Source organism: Streptomyces sp. H39-S7, from assembly GCF_027158205.1.
Classification (GTDB): Bacteria; Actinomycetota; Actinomycetes; order Streptomycetales; family Streptomycetaceae; genus Actinacidiphila.
This window is the reverse complement of sequence record NZ_JAPVLU010000002.1, coordinates 70,961-91,999: the sequence shown is the minus strand read 5'-3', so window position 1 is coordinate 91,999 and position 21,039 is coordinate 70,961. Positions and strand designations below refer to the sequence as shown.

Annotated in this window: 19 protein-coding genes, 1 tRNA gene and 1 pseudogene; 13 read left to right on the top strand and 8 right to left on the bottom strand. The window is 72.0% G+C overall.

The window, feature by feature from the left end; translation table 11 throughout:
- The first annotated feature begins 74 nt into the window (after positions 1–74).
- Positions 75–2,234 (top strand): helix-hairpin-helix domain-containing protein, encoded by a 2,160-nt coding sequence (locus O3X23_RS02205; protein ID WP_269269559.1) that lies wholly within the window; start codon positions 75–77, stop codon positions 2,232–2,234.
- A gap of 45 nt (positions 2,235–2,279) precedes the next feature.
- Here the strand turns inward: O3X23_RS02205 and O3X23_RS02200 are convergent, their stop codons facing one another.
- Entirely contained in the window at positions 2,280–2,888 is a 609-nt protein-coding gene (locus O3X23_RS02200; RefSeq protein ID WP_269269315.1) for a hypothetical protein, read from the bottom strand.
- A 47-nt stretch (positions 2,889–2,935) separates the two neighbouring features.
- Between O3X23_RS02200 and O3X23_RS02195 the strand changes: the two genes are divergently transcribed.
- Positions 2,936–3,124 carry a DUF5703 family protein gene (locus tag O3X23_RS02195; RefSeq protein ID WP_138353264.1) on the top strand — a complete coding sequence of 63 codons (189 nt, stop codon included), beginning with the start codon at positions 2,936–2,938 and terminating at the stop codon, positions 3,122–3,124.
- 110 nt (positions 3,125–3,234) lie between these two features.
- On the opposite strand, the gene O3X23_RS02190 is transcribed toward O3X23_RS02195, so the two are convergent.
- The 3 genes from O3X23_RS02190 to O3X23_RS02180 all read right to left on the bottom strand — a co-directional run bounded on the left by O3X23_RS02190 (position 3,235) and on the right by O3X23_RS02180 (position 6,163).
- Positions 3,235–4,284: a chaplin family protein gene (locus tag O3X23_RS02190; RefSeq protein WP_269269314.1), complete on the bottom strand. Its 1,050-nt coding sequence runs from the start codon at positions 4,282–4,284 to the stop codon at positions 3,235–3,237.
- 175 nt (positions 4,285–4,459) lie between these two features.
- A complete protein-coding gene (locus O3X23_RS02185) occupies positions 4,460–4,693 on the bottom strand; it encodes a chaplin (RefSeq protein ID WP_269269313.1) in 234 nt (77 codons plus the stop codon).
- 132 nt (positions 4,694–4,825) lie between these two features.
- Entirely contained in the window at positions 4,826–6,163 is a 1,338-nt protein-coding gene (locus O3X23_RS02180) for a M20/M25/M40 family metallo-hydrolase (RefSeq protein WP_269269312.1), read from the bottom strand.
- Between the two features lie 208 nt (positions 6,164–6,371).
- Between O3X23_RS02180 and O3X23_RS02175 the strand changes: the two genes are divergently transcribed.
- Together O3X23_RS02175 and O3X23_RS02170 are read left to right on the top strand one after the other, a co-directional pair.
- Positions 6,372–6,456 (top strand) — tRNA-Leu (locus tag O3X23_RS02175).
- A 182-nt stretch (positions 6,457–6,638) separates the two neighbouring features.
- Positions 6,639–8,678 (top strand): TerD family protein, encoded by a 2,040-nt coding sequence (locus tag O3X23_RS02170; protein WP_269269558.1) that lies wholly within the window; start codon positions 6,639–6,641, stop codon positions 8,676–8,678.
- A gap of 55 nt (positions 8,679–8,733) precedes the next feature.
- On the opposite strand, the gene O3X23_RS02165 is transcribed toward O3X23_RS02170, so the two are convergent.
- The gene (locus O3X23_RS02165; RefSeq protein WP_269269311.1) at positions 8,734–10,206 is read right to left on the bottom strand and encodes an SDR family NAD(P)-dependent oxidoreductase; all 1,473 of its coding nucleotides are present in this window, start codon (positions 10,204–10,206) and stop codon (positions 8,734–8,736) included.
- 233 nt (positions 10,207–10,439) lie between these two features.
- Here O3X23_RS02165 and fahA point away from each other — a divergent pair, with 233 nt between their 5' ends.
- From fahA to O3X23_RS02150, 3 genes are all read left to right on the top strand, one after another.
- Positions 10,440–11,687, top strand: coding sequence for a fumarylacetoacetase (fahA, locus tag O3X23_RS02160; RefSeq protein ID WP_269269310.1), 1,248 nt, complete (start codon positions 10,440–10,442; stop codon positions 11,685–11,687).
- A 143-nt stretch (positions 11,688–11,830) separates the two neighbouring features.
- On the top strand, positions 11,831–12,298 hold the full coding sequence (locus O3X23_RS02155) for a putative T7SS-secreted protein (protein ID WP_269269309.1): 468 nt from the start codon (positions 11,831–11,833) through the stop codon (positions 12,296–12,298).
- A complete protein-coding gene (locus O3X23_RS02150) occupies positions 12,298–12,921 on the top strand; it encodes a hypothetical protein (RefSeq protein WP_269269308.1) in 624 nt (207 codons plus the stop codon). The genes O3X23_RS02155 and O3X23_RS02150 overlap by 1 nt, the downstream gene beginning before the upstream one ends.
- Before the next feature lie 61 nt (positions 12,922–12,982).
- Here the strand turns inward: O3X23_RS02150 and O3X23_RS02145 are convergent, their stop codons facing one another.
- From O3X23_RS02145 to O3X23_RS02135, 3 genes are all read right to left on the bottom strand, one after another.
- Complete coding sequence (locus tag O3X23_RS02145; protein WP_269269307.1) at positions 12,983–13,951, bottom strand: pirin family protein; 969 nt, start codon at positions 13,949–13,951, stop codon at positions 12,983–12,985.
- Positions 13,952–13,976: 25 nt separating this feature from the next.
- Positions 13,977–14,150: a hypothetical protein gene (locus O3X23_RS02140; RefSeq protein WP_269269305.1), complete on the bottom strand. Its 174-nt coding sequence runs from the start codon at positions 14,148–14,150 to the stop codon at positions 13,977–13,979.
- Positions 14,151–14,261: 111 nt separating this feature from the next.
- The gene (locus O3X23_RS02135) at positions 14,262–16,019 is read right to left on the bottom strand and encodes an acyclic terpene utilization AtuA family protein (protein ID WP_269269304.1); all 1,758 of its coding nucleotides are present in this window, start codon (positions 16,017–16,019) and stop codon (positions 14,262–14,264) included.
- A gap of 132 nt (positions 16,020–16,151) precedes the next feature.
- Between O3X23_RS02135 and O3X23_RS02130 the strand changes: the two genes are divergently transcribed.
- The 6 genes and pseudogenes from O3X23_RS02130 to O3X23_RS02105 all read left to right on the top strand — a co-directional run.
- Positions 16,152–17,303, top strand: coding sequence for a DUF3533 domain-containing protein (locus O3X23_RS02130; RefSeq protein ID WP_269269303.1), 1,152 nt, complete (start codon positions 16,152–16,154; stop codon positions 17,301–17,303).
- Between the two features lie 85 nt (positions 17,304–17,388).
- Positions 17,389–17,775 (top strand): annotated as a pseudogene (locus O3X23_RS02125) (ASCH domain-containing protein); the annotation flags it as partial.
- A 159-nt stretch (positions 17,776–17,934) separates the two neighbouring features.
- The gene (locus O3X23_RS02120; protein ID WP_269269557.1) at positions 17,935–18,438 is read left to right on the top strand and encodes an NUDIX domain-containing protein; all 504 of its coding nucleotides are present in this window, start codon (positions 17,935–17,937) and stop codon (positions 18,436–18,438) included.
- 88 nt (positions 18,439–18,526) lie between these two features.
- The gene (locus tag O3X23_RS02115; RefSeq protein ID WP_269269302.1) at positions 18,527–20,185 is read left to right on the top strand and encodes a DUF6345 domain-containing protein; all 1,659 of its coding nucleotides are present in this window, start codon (positions 18,527–18,529) and stop codon (positions 20,183–20,185) included.
- A 174-nt stretch (positions 20,186–20,359) separates the two neighbouring features.
- Positions 20,360–20,785, top strand: coding sequence for a YidH family protein (locus tag O3X23_RS02110; RefSeq protein WP_269269301.1), 426 nt, complete (start codon positions 20,360–20,362; stop codon positions 20,783–20,785).
- 3 nt (positions 20,786–20,788) lie between these two features.
- Positions 20,789–21,039 (top strand): DUF202 domain-containing protein (locus O3X23_RS02105; protein ID WP_269269300.1); only part of this gene is annotated, 251 nt, incomplete at its 3' end.

Here is a 21,039-nt window from a genome sequence, read left to right as displayed (position 1 = left end):
TCGTCCCCGCGCCGGCCGCCCGCGCCGGTGCTCGGACCAAGCCCGCGGTCGACCTGGCGGACCTCGCCGCCGCCATGCGCTCCATCGAACGCGGCGACAACCCCGCGGCCCCGGCGCCCAAGGGCGACGCCGCGGAGGCCCGCCGCAAGCGCCGCGACGCGATGGCCGCGGAGGCGGCGAAGCTCCAGGCCGCCGAAGCGGCGGCCCTGGAGGGTGTCCAGGTGCCGGCGGCCGAGGCCGCGGAAGGGGCCGGGACGGCGGAGGCGGCCGAGGGGAGCGACGAGGTCGGCGCCGCGGCCCCCGAGACGGCCGTGGAGGCCCCGGAGGACGCGGCCGACGCGGCGGCGGAACCGGAAGCGGATTCCGGACCCGCGGAGGCGGCGCCGGAGGACGTCCCTGCGGATGTCGACCGCGCACCCGAACCTGTGAGGTCACCGGCTGCCGGGGTCACTGCCGATCGGCCCGCCCGGGAGCGGACCGCGCGGGAGCCGCTCCGGCTCGCGCGGGTGCCCGTCGTGTACGACCCGGCCGCCGTCGAGGCGGTGCGGAGCGTGCTGGCCGAGGGCGGGGCACCGGCGGAGCTGGCCGAGCCCGCGGTGGCGGCGCTCGGTGAACGGGCGGCGCAGGCGCTGCGTGAGGATCCGTGGCAGGTGCTGTCACTGGCCGGTGTGCGGGTCGAGCACGCGGACGGCTTCGCGCGGGCGCTGCTCGGCGCCGAGTGCGGGCCCGACGACGAGCGTCGTGTACGGGCCCTGGTCGTGTGGCTGTTGGAGCGGGCCGCCGAGCAGGGGCACACGGCCCTCGAATCGTCCGTGCTGCGCGCCGCGCTGGAGAAGCAGTCGGTCTCCGGCGCCGAGGAGGGCCTGAGCGCCGCCATCGCCGAGGGCCGGGTGCTGGTGTTCCAGGACACCGAGGACGTCCCCGGGGCGAAGCCCGCCACGGGCGCCGACGAGGAGGACGGGCCGCCCGTCCGGCTGCTGCTCGGCCTCGACCGGTACGCGCTCGCCGAGGAGAGCCTCGCGGACGGCCTGGACCGGCTGCTCAAGACCTTCGAAGGGGACGGCCTCGACTGGGAGTCGGCGGCCGCCGCCACGTCGTCGCCGTCCGCCGCCGCGCTGGTCCGCGCCGCCGCCGTCAGCGGGCTGGTCGCCCACACAGGCGGCGAGGCGGCCCGCGCGGAGCCGGCCGCGCTGGTCGCCGCGGCGCGCGAGTTGGGGCTGCGCGCGTACGCGGCCGCGTACACCGCGGAGGGCCGGCGACGGCTCGCCGCGCACCTCGGCGAGGACACCGCGGTCACCGTCGCCGGGCTGCTGTCCGGACAGGAGGGCCCGGGCCGTGAGACCGACGGGAGCCTGGCGCTGGATGTGCTGGCCGTCCTGGACGCCCCGCAGCTCGACGTGGAGCTCTCCGCGACGCTCGTCGAGGCCGTCCCCGACGGCGCGCGGCTGGTCCTCAGCGGCGACCCCGGGGTGCTGTGGTCGGTCGGGCCCGGCCGGGCCTTCGCGGATCTGCTGGCGGCGAAGACCTGCCCGCAGGTCGCGTCCCGTACGCCGGACTTCGGGCCCATCGGCGAGCTGGTGTCGGGGATCGGCATCGGGGAGCTGACGGCGGTGGAGGCTCCTGACAAGGAGGTCGTCATCGTCCCCGTCCGCGACCCCCGCGAGGCGGTGCACCGCACGGTGCAGCTGGTCGCCGACTCGGTGCCGCGCGTCATCGGGGTGGCCGCCGCGGAGACCCAGGTCATCACGCCGGGCCACGGCGGCGGCGTCGGCACCCAGGTGCTCAACGCGGCGCTCAAGGAACGGCTCAATCCGGGCCCCGGCCGGTTCGGCGGCTTCGATCCGGGCGACCGCGTGGTGTACGCGCCGGAGCCGGGTCTGACGCTGCCCGGCACGGTGTTGTCGGCCGACCCCGAAGGCCTGAACCTGGACTGCGCGGGCACCCCGGTCCTCGTACCGCGCGACGAGGTGGCGGCGCTGCGGCACGGGTGGGCGATGACCGCACAGCAGGCCGCCGGGCTCCGCTGGCCCGCCGTGGTCGTCGTACTGCCGGGCGACGCGGTGCAGGCGCTGACCCGTGCGTGGGTCTACACGGCCTTCGGCCGGGGCGAGCGCCACCTTTCGGTGGTGCAGGGCGTCGACCAGGGCCTGGCCCAGGCGGTGGCCGGGATTCCGGCGAAGGACCGTACGACCCGGCTGCGTTCGGTGCTGCGCGAGCAGGCGACGGCCGAGTGAACCGGGCCGGGGCGGACGGACCCCCGCCCGCCCCGGCCGCAGGTCCTAGTTGTCCGGGTCGAGGGCACTCAGCTCGTCGTCGAAGACCGAGCTGACGTCGAACCGGCAGATGATCAGCTGGGGGTCGGCCTGGTCGAACGGGGCGGCCAGCCAGTCCCCCGCCTCGACGGGCTCCGCGGCGGAGACCCAGAGGGTCGAGTCGCCCTCCTCGAGCCCGAACTCCTTGTGCCGCTGGGCGATCTCGTCGGGCTCGTACTCACCGAAGAGAATGCCGATCGCCGCGTTCACTCCGGTGTCCGGTCCGGAATCGGCGTCGGCGACCCGCCGTGCCTGCAGCAGCAGCCGCTGCGGCTCCACGATGCTGTAGTCGCGGCGGATGAGCACGCTGATGGCGGCTGGTTCGTCGGATCCCGCGTACTCGGGCAGCGTGTCGCCGGATGGGACCTCGAAGGGTGTGACCTCGTCGTAGGCGTCGTAAAGCAGCTCGTCGTAGGCCTCGGCGGCCGAGGCGAGGTCGTCGAAAGCGGTGTAGACGGCGGGGTCGTCCTCCCCCGTCCGGTTCTCGATCGCCTCGAGGTGGCGGTCCAGCGCGGCTTTGACCGCCTCAGCGGCGGCACGTACCTCGGCAACGGTGGGCTGCACGTCATCAGACATGGTGCAGACGCTATCCGCACCAGGGCGTTGCCCGCACAATAGATGCGATGCCGGAATACGAATTCACAGAGATGTACGTCCCCCGGGGGGTCTCCCGGAAGGACGCGACGCGACTGCTGACCGACCACGCGGAGTACGGCCACTGGGAGTTGGACCGTCTGCGCCTCTACCCCGACGGGAGCCGCCGGGTGCGGCTGCGCCGCCGCATCATCCGCCAGGTCAGGGCGACCTGGTGAGCTGACATCCCCCAGAGCGCATAAATGGGACCCCGCGACCGCGGGGTCCCATCGAGCTGTGCGCCGGGCCGCGCGGCTGCCGTACGGCTGCCTCGCGGCTCCCTTTTCCGTCAGCGACGGGCGGCGCGGTTACGGCGGTAGAGCATCCCGCCACCGAGCAGCAGCGCGGCACTGGTCGGCAACGCCATCCCGAGCGACCCGGCACCGGTAGCGGCCAGCTCAGCGGTCGGAGCCGCGTGGCGAGCAGCCGGCGTGTAGTGGTGGACCGACGGCCCGGCCGGGTGGGTGTGAACGGCGGGCTGAACGTGCGCGCCAGGCTGGCCGTGCCCGGCACCGGGGTGACCCGGGGTACCGGTACCCGGGGTTCCGGGGTTACCGGGGGTGTTCGGGTTGCCGGGGGTGTTCGGGTTGCCGGGGGTGTTGGGGTTGCCGGGGGTGTTGGGGTTGCCGGGCTGACCGGGGTGGCCCGGGTGGCCGGGGTTTCCGGGGTGACCGGGGTTGCCGGGATGACCGGGGTTGCCGGGGTTCCCAGGCTGACCCGGGTGACCCGGGTTTCCGGGGTGGCCAGGCTGACCGGGGTGACCCGGAGCGCCCGGATTTCCGGGGTGACCGGGCTGACCCGGGTGCCCCGGGTGACCGGGGGTCCCCTGATGGCCGCCGGGGGTCCCGTGCTGACCGCCGGGGTGGTCGACGCAGTCGTCACTGTCGTCGTGCGGCGCGTGCCACTCCTCGTTGGCGCAGCCGTTGCCCATCGCGGGGTTGAGCGCGCCGATCACGGAGACGCTGTTGCCGCACGCGTTGACCGGAACGCCGATCGGAACCTGCGCCGAGTTGCCGGAGAGGACGCCCGGCGAGTGCGAGGCACCGCCGTGCGCCACAGCGCCGGTGGAACCCGCTCCGCCCCGTCCCCCGTGGACCGAGGTGTTCGCGCAGCTGTTGCCCATCGCCGGGTTCAGCAGACCGATGACGCTCGCCGTGTTCCCGCACAGGTTCACCGGTACGTGCACCGGCACCTGGACGTTGTTGCCGGAGCCGACGCCCGGCGAGTCGGACGTGGTGCCGACGGCACCCGAGTCCGCAAACGCGAAGCCGCTGCCGGCGGCGAGTACGCCGCCCGTCGCGACCACCGTGATCAGGCCCTTTTTCGCGACCTGTCGCATAGCCTTCCCCTGCTTTCGCTCTCAGTGAGTCCTCGGGGTCGCGGCCCCGGGAAGGGAACGGACGGCTGTGGAATCCTTGTCCGATTTCCCCCGTAAATACCGAGGGGCCCCGGAGCGCGGTAATAAGCACTCCGGGGCCGACCCGGCTCAGACCCTCAAAGGGCCGAACATGACGTCACTGGTTGACGCAGACGTTGCCGAAGGCGGGGTTCAGCAGACCGATCACGGAAACCGTGTTGCCACAGAGGTTGACCGGGACGTGAACGGGGACCTGGATCAGGTTGCCCGAGAGCACACCCGGGGACCCGACAGCGGCACCGTGCGCGTCGGCGTCGGCAACGGCAAGACCCGCACCGGCGAGCACGAGACCACCGGATACGGCAACAGCGGCGACGATCTTCTTGATCATGGTTTCCTCCTAGTTCGAAACGCGGTCCCCAACCGCGGACCGCACAAGTCGTAACGACCCCGAAGGAAACGAGCTACGAAACTGCGGGACCTTTCACCCGTCTCAGTTCGATTGCGACAGATGGTCGAATCGTCAGCAGTTTTCGATGAAACGGTCCAGCACTCGAACGCCGAACTTCAGGCCGTCCACGGGAACCCGCTCGTCCACCCCGTGGAACATGCCCGCGAAATCCAGCTCCGGCGGAAGCTTCAGCGGCGCGAATCCGAAGCAGCGGATTCCGAGGTCGTCGAAGGACTTCGCGTCCGTCCCGCCCGACAGGCAGTACGGCACCGCCCGCGCGATCGGGTCCTCCGCCTTCAGCGCGGCCTGCATGGCGTCGACCAGCGCGCCGTCGAAGTCCGTCTCCAGCGCCTTGTCCGAGTGCACCGACTCGCGCTTCACGCGCGGGCCGAGGATCCGGTCCAGGTCGGTGAGGAACTCCTCCTCGTAGCCCGGCAGGAAGCGCCCGTCGACGTGGGCCGTGGCCTGGCCGGGGATCACGTTCACCTTGTAGCCCGCGCCGAGCATCGTCGGGGCGGCGGTGTTGCGCAGCGTGGTGCCGATCATCTTGGCGATGCCGCCGAGCTTCGCCAGCGTCGCGTCCATGTCCTCCGGGTCGAGCTCGGTGCCCAGCGCGTCCGACAGCTCGTCGAGGAAACCGCGGACGGACTTCGTCATCCGTACCGGGAACTTGTGCCGGCCGAGCCGCCCGACGGCCTCGCAGAGCTCAGTGATCGCGTTGTCGTTGTTGGTCATGGAACCGTGCCCGGCCGTGCCGTCGACGGTGAGCCGCATCCAGTGCATGCCCTTCTGCGCCGTCTCCACCAGATAGAGCCGCAGGTTCTCGTTGACGGTGAAGGAGAAGCCGCCGACCTCGCCGATCGCCTCCGACACCCCTTCGAAGAGGTCCGGGTGCTTGTTGACGAGGTGCCGCGCGCCGTAGACGCCGCCCGCCTCCTCGTCCGCCAGGAACGCCAGCACGATGTCGCGCGGGGGCTTGCGGCCGCTGCGCAGCCGGTCGCGCACCACCGCCAGCGTCATGGCGTCCATGTCCTTCATGTCGACGGCGCCGCGCCCCCACACACATCCGTCGGCGATCTCGCCGGAGAACGGGTGGTGCGTCCAGTCGTCAGCGTTGGCCGGCACCACGTCGGTGTGCCCGTGGATCAGCAGCGCCGGGCGGGAGGGGTCCTCCCCCGTGATCCGGGCGACGGTGGACGCCCGCCCCTTGTGCGACTCGAAGATCTGCGGTTCGAGACCGACCTCGGCCAGCTTCTCGGCGACGTACTCGGCCGCGGCGCGCTCGCCGGGCCCCGAGTGGTCCCCGTAGTTGCTGGTGTCGATCCGGATCAGATCCCGGCACAGGTCGACGACCTCGTCCTCACCGGTGATCTTCCTGTCGCTCCTCGCGCCCGAAACCGACTCGCTCACGCTGTCTCCTCGTCCCTCACGCACTCCCGCCGCCCGTATCCACGACCACGGCGGATTCCACTCCCCATACTCCCCCGCCCACCCCCGGCACCCAAGAGCCGGCCACCCCGCGTCATGATCCCTTCACACCGGCACCCGTGATCGAGCCCCTGGGATCTTTGCTATGGTTTACCTCGTCGCCGCGGCCGAGAGGCCTGCGGTACACCCGGTCCGGGTGGCGGAATGGCAGACGCGCTAGCTTGAGGTGCTAGTGCCCTTTATCGGGCGTGGGGGTTCAAGTCCCCCCTCGGACACTTGTGAAAGACCCTGGCGACAGGGTCTTTTTTCATGTCCCGACTTCCCCGGGCAAAGGTGTCTCTTCGGGCGCTAGGGTTCAGCCAGCGCACTGGGGACGCGCCCCAACCGCGTTGACAGCGTGACCGGCTGCCCGGGTTCGCCCTCGCGGCCATGCACCGAGGGGGGCCTCATGCAAGAGATGACTAAGGGTGCCAATGTCAGCCTGGCGACGTTGAGCGACGACACCGGCTCCGTGATCGTGAGCCTGGGCTGGAGCAGTGCGGCCGGGGACGGGGACGCGGATGTCTCCGTGCTCCTGCTCGACGCGGGCGGCAAGGCCCGCAGCGACGCGGACTTCTTCTTCTACAACCAGCCGGCTGCCGCGGACGGCAGCGTGCAACTGCTGGGCAAGACGCCTACCGCCAACGGCAGCGAGGACCGGATCAGCCTCGACCTGACGGCGATGCCCGCGGACGTCCAGCAGGTGATCATCGCGGCCAGCCGCTACGGAGACGCCCGGTTCGGCACCCTCGACGACCTCCAGCTGACGCTGGCCGACGGGTCCGGCGAGAGCCTCCTCGTCTTTCCCATCGCCGACGCGGGCGTCGAGAGCGCGTTCATCTTCGGTGAGCTCTACCGGCGGGGCGAGGAATGGAAGTTCCGGGCCGTCGGACAGGGATACGAGACCGGGCTCGCCGGGTTAGCCACGGATTACGGCATCGACGTCGATGACGCCGACGAGGTGGATGAGGAGAACCCGACCGGCGGAGAAGCCGCGGCGGCCGTCACGGACGCGCCGGAAGCGCCCGCGGCCGCGCTCGAACAGGTTCCGGCCCCTGAGGTCCCGGCCCCCGCAGCCGGAGGGCCCACCGCCAGCGGCGTCGAGGCGCCGGCGCCGCCGAAGCGCCCGCGTACCGCCAAGAAGAAGGTGACGCTGCCGAAGGCCACCAGGAAGTCGCTCGCCGAGAACGACGCCTGGCGGCCCTCCCGGCTCTTCCCCGCCTCGTCCCTCAAGAGCGACCACGAGCGGGAGACGCGCGCGACCTCCATCCTGCTGTCGGTGATGGCCCAGGTCCCGGAGTTCGGGCGACGGCTCACCGCCGCGTTCGGGGCTCCCGCCGGACGGATGGAGACGTTCACCGAGGTGTCACTGCCGCACGGCGAGACCCCGAAACGCCCCGACGGCGTCATCCGGGTGGAGCGCGCCGGCCGGCTGTGGACCGCCCTGGTCGAGACGAAGACCAACGGCAATCCACTCAAGAGCGAACAGGTCCAGGACTACATGGACATCGCCGCCCGCCGGGGTTACGAGGCCGTGATCACCGTGTCCAACGACGTGGCGCTGGAAGGCAGCCCTCTCGTGGACGTGAAGATCGACGGGCGGCGCAAGCACAAGGTCGCCCTGTGGCACCTGTCCTGGGCGGAGGTCACCCAGCAGGCACAGATGCTGATCCGCCACGAAGGCGTCAGCACCGCCGCGCACGCCTCCCTCCTGGAGGAGTTCCTGCACTACCTCCAGCACGAGAACTCCGGCTGCCACGGCTTCCAGAACATGGGCCCCGCGTGGGTGCCGGTGCGCAACGGCATCGACGAGGAGATCCTCTGCCAGGGGGACCAGCGCGCGGTTCAGGTCGTCGAGAGCTGGGAGCGGCTGATCCGGCAGGTCTGCCTGCGGCTCGGCGGTGAACTCGGCCAGAAGGTCCTGCCGGTCCAGCGCGCGAAGCGCGGATCCGATCCGCGGTCGCGGCGCGCGGACCTCGCCGACCAGCTCTGCGAGGACGGCAGGCTGCACGCGGAGATCCGCATCGACGGCAGCGTCGGCATCCTGGCGATCACCGCCGACCTGCGCACCGGCAAGCTGCGCAGTTCCCTGGAGATCCCGCGCTCCGAGCAGGGCACCCCGCTCTCCTGGACCAAGCGTCTGGTGCGCCAGCTCGCCGAGGCTCCGGCCGACCTCCATATCGAGACCCTGGTCGAGGGCAGGGGCAGCGGCCCCCGCGGCACGCTGGAGAAACTCCGCCCGGAGCCGGGTGAACTCCTCCCCAAGGACGGCGGCCGGATCACCGGTTTCCGCCTCTCCCTCTTCAAGAGCATGGGCAGCTCCCGGGGCAGCGCGGAGTCGGGTTTCATCCGCAGTGTCGACGCCGCGGTGGACCGCTTCCACTCCGCCGTCGTCACCCAACTGGAGCGTCCGCCGGCCCGCCGCCCGCAGCAGGACCGGGCCACCGCGACCGTGTGAGCCGAGGTGGGCGGGGCCCCGCCGGGGGGCTCCGCTCGCACGTGAGCTGGGTGGGTTACCAGGCCGCCGGGGCGTAGTCCTTGAGGAAGCAGCCGTAGAGGTCTTCGCCGAGTTCGCCGCGGACGATGGGGTCGTAGACGCGGGCGGCGCCGTCGACGAGGTCGAGGGGGGCGTGGAAGCCCTCCTCGGCGAGGCGCATCTTGTCGGGGTGGGGGCGCTCGTCGGTGATCCAGCCGGTGTCGACGGCGGTCATGAGGATGCCGTCCGTCTCCAGCATCTCCTGGGCGCTGGTGCGGGTCAGCATGTTCAGGGAAGCCTTGGCCATGTTGGTGTGGGGGTGACCCGGGCCCTTGTAGCCGCGGCTGAACTGGCCTTCCATCGCGGAGACGTTGACGACGTACTTGCGGCGCGCGGCGGCCGCCGCCATCGCCGGGCGCAGCCGGCTGACGAGGACGAACGGCGCGGTGACGTTGCAGAGCTGGACTTCGAGGAGTTCGAGCGGGTCCACCTCCTCGACGCGCTGGATCCACGTGTTGCTGGCGTCCAGGTCCGGTACGAGGCCGCCCGCGTCGATGGCCGTGCCGGCCTCGATGCGGGCCGGGGTCGCGGAGCCGGTGGTCAGGGCCAGGGCCGTGATCGACTCGGGCGTCAGCACGTCGTGGCCGGACGAGGAGGGGCCCGGCAGGGCGATCTGCGCGCCGCTGCCGAAGTGGCCGAGCACGGTCCTGGACGGCAGCTCGCCGGCCGGCAGCGGGGCGAGTTCCGCGGCGACGAGCTCCGCGTAGGCGCGGGGGCTGCGGCGGACGGTCTGCGCGGCGTTGTTGATCAGGATGTCGAGCGGGCCCTCGGCGGCGACCTCGTCGGCGAGGGCGATCACCTGGGCGGGGTCGCGCAGGTCTATGCCGACGATCTTCAGCCGGTGCAGCCACTCCGCGCTGTCGGGCATCGCCTTGAAGCGGCGGACCGCGTCGTTCGGGAAGCGGGTGGTGATAGTGGTGTGCGCGCCGTCGCGCAGCAGGCGCAGCGCGATGTACATGCCGATCTTCGCGCGGCCACCGGTGAGCAGGGCGCGGCGTCCCGTGAGGTCCGTGCGCGCGTCGCGGCGGCTGCGGTTCTCCCGCGCGCAGGGCGGGCAGAGCTGGTGGTAGAACGCGTCGACCTCGACGTAGCGGGTCTTGCAGATGTAGCAGGAGCGGGGGCGCTCCAGGATGCCGGCGATCTCCGTCGTCGTGGACGTCGTGAGCATGTTGCCCAGCGTCTCGTCGTCGATGCGGTCGGCCGCGCCGGTGGCCGTGGCCTCGGTGACGGCCTTGTCGTTCGCCGTCTTCGCGGCGCGCCGCTCCTGGCGGCGGCGCTGCTTCACGGTGCGGTAGATGCCCGCGGTGGCGCGCCGGACGGCGATCGCGTCCGGGTGGTCGACGTCCAGCTCGTCGAGCTCCGCGAGCACGCTCAGGCAGAGCTCCAGGCGCGCCGGGTCGATGCCCGTCGAATCATCACGCCGGGTTTCCGTCTGTTCACTCGCTGTCATGCCGTTGCTGCCTTACTGGATCGTCTGTTCCGTCCCGAGTCCACCCGAGTCAGGCGGAACTCTACGTACGCACGTGTAGCACCACCAAATACGAGCCCGTAGGCCGCCCCCGCATCTACGGTCGGTGCGCGGGCCCGCACGGACGGTCGCCACGGGCGGCGCCCACCTCCCCCGTGTCCGGCCCTTGAGACGGGGGATAGTCTCGGCACGTTCGTACTCTCCCTGGAGGCCAGTTGAGCGCCAGCAGCCCGCTCACCGTCCCGGACGACTCCCCGTTCGGCGTACACAACCTGCCGTACGGCGTCTTCACCACCGCCCACCGGCCGGAGCAGCCCCGGATCGGCGTCGCCATCGGTGACCACGTCCTCGACGCGGCCGCGGCGGCCCGCGCGCTCGGTGCGCTCGGCGAACCCGGCTTCGCGACGCTGGACGCCCCCTCGCTGAATCCGCTGCTGGCCGCCGGCCGGCCGGTCTGGACCGCGGTGCGTACGGCGATCACGCGCTGGCTGACGGACGAGTCGCTGCGCGCGACCGTCGAGCCGTGCCTGGTGCCGCGCGCCGACGTCACCCTCCACCTGCCGTTCGAGGTGGCCGACTATGTCGACTTCTACGCCTCCGAGCACCACGCGACGAACCTCGGCCGGATCTTCCGGCCCGGTTCCGAGCCGCTGACGCCCAACTGGAAGCACCTGCCGATCGGCTACCACGGCCGTTCCGGCACGATCGTCGCCTCCGGCACCCCGATCATCCGCCCGTCCGGGCAGCGCAAGGCGCCGGCCGACGCGGTCCCGGACTTCGGTCCGTCCCGCCGCCTCGACATCGAGGCGGAGCTGGGCTTCGTCGTCGGCACGCCGTCCGAGCTGGGCAGCCCGGTGGCGCTCGCGGACGCCGCCGAGCATGTCTTCGGCGTCTGCCTCGTCAACGACTGGTCCGCCCGCGACCTCCAGGCGTGGGAGTACGTGCCGCTGGGCCCGTTCCTCGGCAAGTCCTTCGCCACGTCGGTCTCGCCCTGGATCGTCCCGCTGGACGCCCTCGCGCACGCCCGCACCACCCCGCCGGAGCGAGACGTCGAGCCGCTTCCGTACCTCGACGACCGGGACGCGGCGGCCGAGCCGTCCGGCTTCGACATCGCCTTCGAGGTCCGGCTCAACGGCCATGTCATCTCGCGGCCGCCGTTCGCCGCCATGTACTGGACCTACGCGCAGATGCTCGCGCACCTGACCGCCAATGGCGCGTCCCTGCGGACCGGGGACCTCTTCGCCTCCGGCACCATCAGCGGGCCCGAGCGCGAGACGCGCGGCGCGCTCATCGAGCTGACGTGGAACGGCCAGGAGCCGCTGAAACTGGCGGACGGCAGCGAGCGCACGTTCCTCGACGACGGCGACGAGGTCGTCATCACCGCGACCGCACCGGGCCCGAACGGAACCCGCCTCGGCTTCGGCGAGGTCGCCGGACGGATCACCCCCCGTCCCACCCCCTGACGCACACCCGCCCCCGCGCCCACGCCCGGCGGGTGCGGGGGCGGGTGTCAGGCCGTCGACGCCAACTGATGCGCACCTGCCTCTGGCTAACACCCGTAGGTAGGATCACGCGTGCGGAGCAGGGCGAGGCACGGGGGTGCACGGTGACGAACCGTCCGACGGACTGGCATGTGCTGGATCTCGACCGGGATCCGGTGCCGGGTGATCCGCTCGAGGTGAAGGAACTCGCCCGCAAGCTGGGCGACTTCGCCGACGACGTCTCGTCGGCACTGCGATCCGTCCGGGGTCTGAGCGGCGACACCGCCGTCCAGGACTGGGCGGGCCTGTCGGGTGACGCGTACCGGGAGCAGTTCGGCGATCTGCCGAACGAGCTGGGCAAGTTGGAGAAGTCCTACCGGTTGGCTTCCGGGTCGCTGGAGACGTACTGGCCGAAGTTGGAGACGGCGCAGGCGGACGCCGACCGGGCGCTCGCGCAGGGCCGTACCGCGCGTCAGGACCTGGACGCCGCGAAGACCACCCAGGGCAACGCGAACGACTGGGTGGGCAGCGCGGTCCAGCGGGAACTCGCGACCGGCACTCCGAGCACCGGCACCGTGTGGACGGGGCCGTGATGTCTGACACGACCCGGGCACCGCTGCGGGCGTACCGGCTGCTGCCCAGCCTGGGCGAGTTCCGGACGCTGTACCTCAGCAATCTCCTCACCCTCGTGCGCTGGCAGATCGCCGGTTCTCCCGAAGGCAATAAGCCCACCGGCCTCAGTGGCGAATGGGCCGCGACGGACGTCGGCGATCCGCGCGTGCGCCCGGCCGAGTTCCCCTCCGGCTACCCGGGTGCCCCGGTGCTGAGCCGGCGGGTCGCCGACCTGCTGGGCGACGAGCTGTGCCGCGCCGGGAGCTTCGAGCCGCTGGACATCGCCGACGGCCCGGGCAGCATCCCGGACGCCGGTGAATACGTCCTCTATCTGGTGCGGAGCATCGTCGACTGCCTGGACACCCGGCGCTCTTCCAAGCCGAAGCGCGCGGGCGGTGAGGTCAAGAAAGCGGTCTTCCGGCCGGAGGCCTTTCCCGCCGACCTGCCGGCATTCCGACTGCCTGTGTTCCCGACCGCCGTCTACTGGAACGGCTGGGCGGTGGACCGCCTCAAAGAGCTCCTCGGCGACGACCTCGAAGCCCGGCTGATCTGGTCCGAGGACCCCACCCTCATTCCGCACCCCAATCCCTGGGGAGTCCTGTAGGGGCACCGCCTGCCCGGCTGTGTCATGGGGCGGCCCGGAGCGGAGAGATCGAAAGCCCGGTTCAGCGCGTGCGGCCGCGCGGTTTCAGGGGTACGGGAGGCAGTTCCGGGGCGGGGAGCGGGGGGCCGTCGTAGCCCTTTACCTCACCGAAGCGGGAGCTGGTCGTCCAGTCCGTGCGGGCCTGGGCGATGTCCTCGTTGGAGCGTCCGATGAAGTTCCACCACATGACGATCTTCTCTTCGAAGGGCTCGCCGCCCAGGAGCATCAGGGCGCTGTCCGTGTCGGCGCGCAGGGGGAGTTCGTGGCGGCCGCAGCCGAGGTAGAGCATTGAGCCGGGGGCGAGGCGTACGCCGTCGACCTCGGTCTCGCCGGACATCGTCAGGGCGGCGTACTCGAAGTCGGGGCGGAGCGGCAGGCGGGTGTCGGTGCCCGCTGCCAGGGCGAGGTCGGCGCCCACCAGTGGGGTGTGGATGGTGCCGGGTGAGACGGCTCCGTCCAGTTCGCCCAGGATGACCGTGGCGCGCAGGCCGCCACCCCCGGTGACGACGGGCAGGTCGGCGTGGTGCTCGAAGGCCGGGGCGGTGGTGCGGTGGGCGTCCGGCAGGGCGACCCAGAGCTGGGCGCCGTGCAGGAGCCGGGAGTGGTCGCGCGGGGATTCCTCGGAGTGCGAGATGGCCCGGCCCGAGGTCATCAGTCCCAGCTCGCGGGGGCGTACGGTCTGCAGGCTGCCGAGGCTGTCGCGGTGCAGCACCTCGCCGTCGTGCAGCCAGCTCACCGTCTGCAGCCCCATGTGCGGGTGCGGCGGGACCTGCATGCCGGACTCGCGCGCGATGTCGTCGGGCCCGTAGTGGTCGACGAAGCACCAGGCGCCGACCATCCGGCGGCCCAGGTTCGGCAGGAGGCGCCGGACTTCGGTGCCCTTGCCGAGCTGGACGGTGCGCGCGGTGAGGAGCTCGTGGACGGGCTGGGCCGAGACGTCGTCGCGGCCGCCGCACACGGTCGGTGCCGGCTTCACATCGAGGTTGCTCATGCGCCGATCATCCCGCACGTGTGCCTCAGATGGCCGGGTGCACTCCGTGGACCAGGTCCATCGCCTCGCTGGTGTAGCGCTCCCGGACGCTGAGGTCGAGGTCGGGGAAGTAGTCCTTGAGCCCGGCGACCACCTGCTGCTCGGACTCGTGGCAGTCACGCAGCAGGAAGATCGCCTTGCGCAGGATCGACTGGTCCATCGGAAGCCCCCTCGGAACTGCCCACCCGCTTCGTACCGTGGGCTGTTTTCCACGGTACGCAGCCGACCGTCAGCACTGGGGCAAAGAGGTCTCCGTACCGGGCAAAGACATCTATGCGCCAGGCAAAAGATCCATGGGGATGTCCACCGGGCGGGCCCGCAGGTACTCGCCCAGGCTCTTGGCCTGCGGGTCGGGGCGGGTGGACGCGGCAACGCCCTCGCCGAGCAGGCCGTGCAGGACGAAGTTGAGGGCGCGCAGGTTCGGGAGTTCGTAGCGGACGACCTCCAGCTCCGCGGCCTCCGGCAGCAGCAGCCGGAGCTCGTCGACGCCGAGGTGGGCGCGGAGCCAGGCGTACGCCTCGTCGGTGCGGGCCCACAGGCCGATGTTGGCGTCGCCGCCCTTGTCGCCGGAACGGGCGCCCACCAGCCGGCCGAGCGGCGCCCGGACGGTGGGGCCCGACGCGTCCGCCGGTCGCGGCGGGGTGACGGGGGCCGGCCGCTCCCTGCGCCCGCGCGCCACCGTCGGCGGCCGCGGCACCTCCAGCCGGGTGCCGTCGGCCAGCACGACCTCCGCCGTCACCTCCGTGGCGGCGACCAGCGCCGGCCAGTACACCCCGTACTCGGTGGGCCGGGGGGACGCCTGTTCCAGGTAGAAGCCGGGGTAGCTCGCCAGCGCCGTGCCCGCGACCGCGGTGAACAGGGCGCGGCCGACCTTGTCGCGGTCGGGGTCCTTGACGGTCAGGGTCAGCCGGGCGGTGTCGGCCGCCGGCCGCTCCATCCGCAGGTCGAACTCGGCGAAGCGGTCGGCGCCGCCCGTCGCGTCGAGCAGGGACGCCTCGGCGAGCCGCGCCTTGGCCTCGATGTCGAGCCCGGTCAGCACGAAGGTGGCGCTGTTGCGGAATCCGCCGAGGTAGTTGAGGCAGACCTTGAGGGTGTCGGGCGCGGGCTCGCCTCGGGTGCCGGTGACCAGGACCCGGTCGGGGCCCTCCTGTTCCAGCCGCAGGGTGTCGAAGCGGGCCACGACATCGGCGTTCAGGTACTGGGGCCGCTCGATCTCGTACAGCAGTTGCGCCGTGACGGTGTCGACGGTGACCGCGCCGCCGGTTCCCGCGTGCTTGGTGATGACGCAGGAGCCGTCGGGGCGCATCTCGGCAATGGGGAAGCCGGGGTGGACCGGGTACTCGATCTCGGTGAAGAAGGAGAAGTTGCCGCCGGTGGCCTGGGCGCCGCACTCGATGATGTGGCCCGCGGCGACCGCCCCAGCGAGCCGGTCCCAGTCGTCGGGCGCCCAGTCGAAGGCCCAGGCGGCCGGCCCGGTGACGAGTGCGGCGTCGGTGACCCGGCCGCAGATGACCACGTCGGCGCCGGCGCGCAGCGCGCGGGCGATGCCCCAGCCGCCGAGGTAGGCGTTGGCGGTGACGGGCTCGATCCCGCTGTCGGCGAGCAGCCGGCCGGTGGACAGGTTCGCGAACCCGTGGCCCTTCTCGCGCAGCTCGGGGAGCCGGCCGAGGAGGTCGTCGCCCTCCAGGTGGGCGATGACGGGGTGGAGGCCGCCGAGCGCGGCCAGTTCGCCGAGTTTGGCGGCGAGCCCGGCCGGGTTGAGGCCGCCCGCGTTGACGACGACCTTGATGCCGCGTTCCAGGCAGGTGCCGAGCACGTCGTGCATCTGGGCGAGGAAGGAGACCGCGTAGCCGGCGTCGGGGTCGCGCTGCCGCGCCTTCCACAGGATCAGCATCGTCAGTTCGGCGAGGTAGTCGCCGGTCAATACGTCGATCGGACCGCCTTCGACCATCTCGCGGGCGGCGGACAGCCGGTCACCGTAGAAGCCCGAGCAGTTGGCTATACGCAGGACGTCGAACGGTGCCGGCATGGCGGTCACTCCTGGTCGGTGCTGGGCAGCGGTGGCCGCGCGCAGCATTTCGCGTGGAGCGGCCACCCGGCAAGGGGCCCGTACGGAGCACCCCCTCTCGCGTGCGCAGCGTAGGCCACCTAACGTTCGTGCATGAGCTCTGCTGGGACGACCCCTTCGCCGCCGGACGAACCAACCTCCACGACGTCGGATTCCGGCGACCCGCGGGGCGTTCCGGCACTCGCCGACGGGTCGGGGGGTTTCGCGGCCGAGTTGCGGGACGCGATCAGTTTCCGCGCGTTCCTGCTCGTCGTCGGGGGTCTGCTGGTCCAGCTGGCGTTCATCGTGTCGTACCTGGGCGCGTTCCATTCCCCCACCCCGCACCGGATCCCGGCCGCCGTCGTGGCGCCCGCGCAGGTGTCGGGCACGGTGGTCGAGCAGCTCAACGCGCTGCCCGGCGACCCCGTGAAGGCGGTCGCGGTGGCCGACGAGGCCGAGGCGCGGCGGCAGATCATGAACCGTACGGTGGACGCCGCGATCCTCATCAACCCGGCGGGGAAGACCGACACGCTGCTGGTGGCCTCGGCGGGCGGCCCCTCGGTGTCGCAGACCTCCACGCAGATCGCGCAGAGCGTCGAGAAGACCCAGCACCGGCAGGTGGCGGTCATCGACATCAAGGCCCCCAACAAGGAGGACGGCCGCGGCCTGAGCTCGTTCTACCTGGTCATCGGCTGGGTGGTGGGCGGTTACCTGACCGCTTCGATCCTGGGTGTGGCGGGCGGCGCCCGGCCGGTCAACCGGCACCGTACGGCGATCCGGCTCGGCACCCTCGCGCTCTTCTCGGTGGTCTCCGGGCTCGGCGGGGCGATCATCGTGGATCCGGTCTTCTCGGCGCTGACCGGCCACTTCCTGGCGCTGTGGGGAATCGGGGCGCTGGTGGTCTTCGCGGCCGCCGCCGTCACCACCGCCCTGCAGACGCTCTTCGGGATCGTCGGCATCGGGCTGTCGATCCTGCTCTTCGTCGTGATGGGCAACCCCAGCGCCGGCGGGGTGTATCCGGCGTCGCTGCTGCCGCGGTTCTGGAGCGCGATCGGGCAGTCGCTGCCGCCGGGCGCGGGCACGACGGCGGTCCGCAACACCGTGTACTTCGGCGGCAGCGCGACGGCCGGCCCGCTGTGGGTGCTGGCCGCGTACGCGCTGGGCGGTGTCATCGTCGCGATGGTCACCGTCGTGGTCCGCGACCGCCGGGCGGGGGCCGTTCCCGGCGGGGCCGAGGCGCCCCGCGGAGCGGCCACAGCGCTCTGACGCCCCCGGCGCCGTCGCGTTCAGGACGGGGTCGGTGGTGTTCCCGCTCCTCGTCGGCCGTGTCCGACACGCCTAGGCTGAGCCCATGAGCTCTTACGACGATCTTCCGTCGGACGATCTTCCGCCGCTTCCGTCGCTTCCGCCGTTCGAATTCGCCTTCCCCGGCCCGCTGCGCGACCGGCTGGTCGCCGCGGTGCTGTCCGGGGAGAAGACATCGACGACCGGTCTCGTCGCGGATTACGCGTACTGCGGCGACCCGCTGCCCGTCGTCGGGCTGCGGTCCGCCGTGGTCGATTCGGCGGGCCGGCCGGTGGCTGTGCTGGAGACCACGGAGGTCCGGGTGCTGCCGCTCGCCGACGTCGGCCTGGCGCACGTGGTCCACGAGGGCGAGGGCGACCGCAGCATCGCCGAATGGCGGGCGAACCACGAGGGGTTCTGGCACAGCCCGGAGATGCGCGAGGCGGTCGGCGACCCGGACTTCACCGTCGACGACCGGACACTGGTCGTCGCCCAGCGCTTCCGCGTCGTGGAACGCCTCGACCCGGCGACCGGCGCACCCGCGCGGCAGCGGCAGCAGCAGGGGCAACAGCAGGAACAGGAACAGCAGCCCCAGCCCCGCTCCGCCGACGAGCTGCTGGACATCGTCGACGAGGACGACGTGGTCGTCGGGCAGGAGCGGCGGGGCGAGGCGTACGCCCGCGGGCTGCGGCACCGCTGCGCGTTCGTCCTGGTGAAGGACGGCGAGGGGCGGACGTTCGTGCACCGCCGCACCGCGGTGAAGCTGGTCTTCCCCTCGCTGTACGACATGTTCGTGGGCGGGGTGGTCGGGGCGGGCGAGACGTACGACGAGGCCGCGCTGCGGGAGGCCGAGGAGGAGCTGGGGGTGTCGGGGCTCCCCCGGCCCCGGCCGCTGTTCAAGTTCCTCTATGAGCGGGACGGGCACTCCTGGTGGTCCCAGGTGTACGAGGTGCGGTGCGAACTCCCCGTCTCCCCGCAGGTCGAGGAGGTCGCCTGGCACGCCTTCCTCACCGACGGTGAGCTGGAGCGGCGACTGGCCGAATGGCAGTGGGTCCCGGACGGCCTCGACGCGTTCCACAGGCTGCGCGAGTGGCGTGGGCGACCTCCTGGGGCATAGCCGTCTTGGCTGAAAAACGTGCTGGTGGACACCCCCGCGCGGTGACACGTTGTGGCCTCGCCCATGGGAAAGGGGAGCCACCATGCGCATGATCTACTCCGACCGCGGTCCGTCACCACTCGACCTCGGAAAGCCGGGCGAGGCACCACGCGACTCGACGTTCGGCTGGTGGGGAGCGCTCAGCGTCGAGCACTTCGTGAACCAGGTCACCCTCACCCACACGCACGAGGACGCGACCGGCTGGCTGAACTACCTGCAGCAGTTCTACGACCGCAACTTCTGGTTCGCGGACGACGGCGTCAAGGTGTGGGCCTACGAGGAGACGTACGACGACTGGCAGGACCGCTACGGCATGGACGCGGTGGCCGCGGTCTACCACTCGGGCCACGGCGGCATGTACGACGACGGCACCTTCATCGCGCCGCTGGGCGGCACGTGGGACAACCGCAGTGACGCCCTGTCGTCCAGCATGCGGCTGGGCAACAAGAAGGTGAACTACGTCTTCTGGTCCACCTGCAACTCCCTGCGCGTGCTGGACGGGCACAGCCCGGTCCGTACGTGGGCCACGCCGAACGCCGGCTTCCGCATGATCTTCGGCTTCGAGTCGACCAGCGTCGACCACCCCGGCTACGGCGCCAACTTCTGGAAGTACTGGCGCGGCGGGCAGACCTTCACGGACGCCTGGCTCAACGCCAGCTGGGAGATCTCCACCCACCAGGCGCCGTCCGTGGCCGCCGCGGGCACCACCCAGGACGAGGCGATCAACCGCCTCGACGCCGAACGTTCCTTCTCCCGCGACCACATCGCGGACAACTGGTACGCCTGGCGCTGGTACTACGCCCGCGACGCCATCCGCGAACCGCTGATGACGCTGCCGGGTGAGCCGCGGCTGATCCTGCTCGCCCCGCGCGAGCCGAGCAGCGAGCTGCTCTCCGTCGGCCGGGCCGCGCAGTTCCCCGAGGCCGCGCTCGCCGAGATCCAGGTGGAGCGGCAGGGCGTGCTGAGCGCCACGTCCGGTGACCGGCACATCTCCACCGGGCCGGGCGCCGTACGGTGGGTCAAGCTCGCGGAGCCCAACCGCCGCAACACCGAGCAGATCTCCACCGAGCACGCGATCGCGGCGGCCCAGGCCTTCGCGCAGCAGCACGCGAACGGCACCGAGCTGGTCGTCGACAGCGTGCACGACCTGATGGAGAACGACGGCAGCAAGGAAGGGGAGCTCGGCGAACCCCGCACCGTGGAGACCATGGTGGTGTTCCGCCAGATGTTCCACGACGTTCCCGTCATCACCCCCGGCCGGGGCGAGATGCGCGTGTCGGTGGACAACGACGGCACCGTCGTCCAGGCCCTGATCTCCACCCGCCGACAGGCCGGCAGCAGCAGGCAGCTCACCTCGCTGGTCTCCGAACCGCGGCCCGGTGCGCGCGGTACGGTCCGCGAGGCCGCGTCGCCGTCGGCCGCCGACCCGCTGACCGCACTGGCCACGGCGCAGCGGCACCTGCTCACCGAGCTGGCGGCCCACGCGGCGGCCGGCCCGGAGAACGCGGCGATGACCGGCGCGCGGAGCCGGAGCGGGTCCCAGCAGTCCGGAGAGCCCGTCGAGGCCCGTGACGTGCCCGGCACGACGCAGGTCGGCTACGAGATCGAGGGCAACCACGCCTACCTGGCCGCCCGCAAGCTCATCGAGATCGGCCCGGAGGGGGGCTTCGTGACCCGCCGCTGGGTGATCGCGCCGCTCGCCCGCTGACCCTGCGACCGACGGGGCCGGAGCCGCTCCGGCCCCGTCACCACGTCCCGGGACGACCGGTCACCGTGTCCCGGGACTGCCGGTCACCACGTCCTGGGACTGCCGGTCAGCAACTTCCGGGACGGCCCGTCAGCCTGTTCCGGGCCGACGGCCGTCCGGACGTACAGTGACCTGGTGATCGTCTTCGTACGGGCGCTGCCCGGCAGGCTGCGGGCCGGGGTGTCGGCCGTCGGGCTGTGGTTCGCCCCGGCGCGGGTGCAGGCGGAGGGCAGGACGCCCGACTACCGGTTCTCGCTCGCCAACGAGCGCACGTTCCTGGCTTGGATCAGGACCGCGCTGGCGCTGATCGGCGGCGGCTTCGCGGTGGACCAGTTCCTGCCGGACCTGCCGCGGAGCGTCCGGGTCGTCCTCGCGCTGGTCCTGCTGGCGGGCGGCGCGGCGTGCGCGGTGCGGGCCGTCAACTACTGGGTGCGCTGCGAGCGCGCCATGCGCAGGAACGAGGATCTGCCGCTCTCCCGCTTCCCGACGCTGCTGGCGGTGCTGGTGGCGGGCATCGCCGTGCTGATGGTGCTGATCGTGCTGCTCGGCCGGGCGGGTTAGGCCGTGTCCGAAGGGCCGGCGGGAGTGCGGGACCGCGATCCCGGTCTGCAGCCGGAGCGGACGCGGCTCGCGTGGCGGCGGACGACCCTGTCGTGCGCGGTCGCCGCGGTGCTGGCGGGCCGGCAGGCGGTGCACCGGGGGCTGACGGGCGTGGGGATCGTGGGGGTGGCGCTCGGCGCGCTGGTCTGGCTCGCCTTCCTGCTCGTCGCCCAGCACCGGATCCGCCTCATGGACGCGCCGCGGCCGCCCCGTCT

What these genes read in the sequence shown, in the direction of transcription:
- O3X23_RS02190 (WP_269269314.1), bottom strand. Translation starts at nt 4,284, where the DNA reads ATGCGACAGGTCGCGAAAAAGGGCCTGATCACGGTGGTCGCGACGGGC.
- O3X23_RS02170 (WP_269269558.1), top strand. Translation starts at nt 6,639, where the DNA reads ATGACTAAGGGTGCCAATGTCAGCCTGGCGACGTTGAGCGACGACACC.
- O3X23_RS02135 (WP_269269304.1), bottom strand. Translation starts at nt 16,019, where the DNA reads ATGCCGGCACCGTTCGACGTCCTGCGTATAGCCAACTGCTCGGGCTTC.
- O3X23_RS02185 (WP_269269313.1), bottom strand. Translation starts at nt 4,693, where the DNA reads ATGATCAAGAAGATCGTCGCCGCTGTTGCCGTATCCGGTGGTCTCGTG.
- O3X23_RS02140 (WP_269269305.1), bottom strand. Translation starts at nt 14,150, where the DNA reads ATGGACCAGTCGATCCTGCGCAAGGCGATCTTCCTGCTGCGTGACTGC.
- O3X23_RS02145 (WP_269269307.1), bottom strand. Translation starts at nt 13,951, where the DNA reads ATGAGCAACCTCGATGTGAAGCCGGCACCGACCGTGTGCGGCGGCCGC.
- O3X23_RS02115 (WP_269269302.1), top strand. Translation starts at nt 18,527, where the DNA reads ATGATCTACTCCGACCGCGGTCCGTCACCACTCGACCTCGGAAAGCCG.
- O3X23_RS02200 (WP_269269315.1), bottom strand. Translation starts at nt 2,888, where the DNA reads ATGTCTGATGACGTGCAGCCCACCGTTGCCGAGGTACGTGCCGCCGCT.
- O3X23_RS02130 (WP_269269303.1), top strand. Translation starts at nt 16,152, where the DNA reads ATGAGCTCTGCTGGGACGACCCCTTCGCCGCCGGACGAACCAACCTCC.
- O3X23_RS02195 (WP_138353264.1), top strand. Translation starts at nt 2,936, where the DNA reads ATGCCGGAATACGAATTCACAGAGATGTACGTCCCCCGGGGGGTCTCC.
- O3X23_RS02165 (WP_269269311.1), bottom strand. Translation starts at nt 10,206, where the DNA reads ATGACAGCGAGTGAACAGACGGAAACCCGGCGTGATGATTCGACGGGC.
- O3X23_RS02205 (WP_269269559.1), top strand. Translation starts at nt 75, where the DNA reads ATGCGCTCCATCGAACGCGGCGACAACCCCGCGGCCCCGGCGCCCAAG.
- O3X23_RS02150 (WP_269269308.1), top strand. Translation starts at nt 12,298, where the DNA reads ATGTCTGACACGACCCGGGCACCGCTGCGGGCGTACCGGCTGCTGCCC.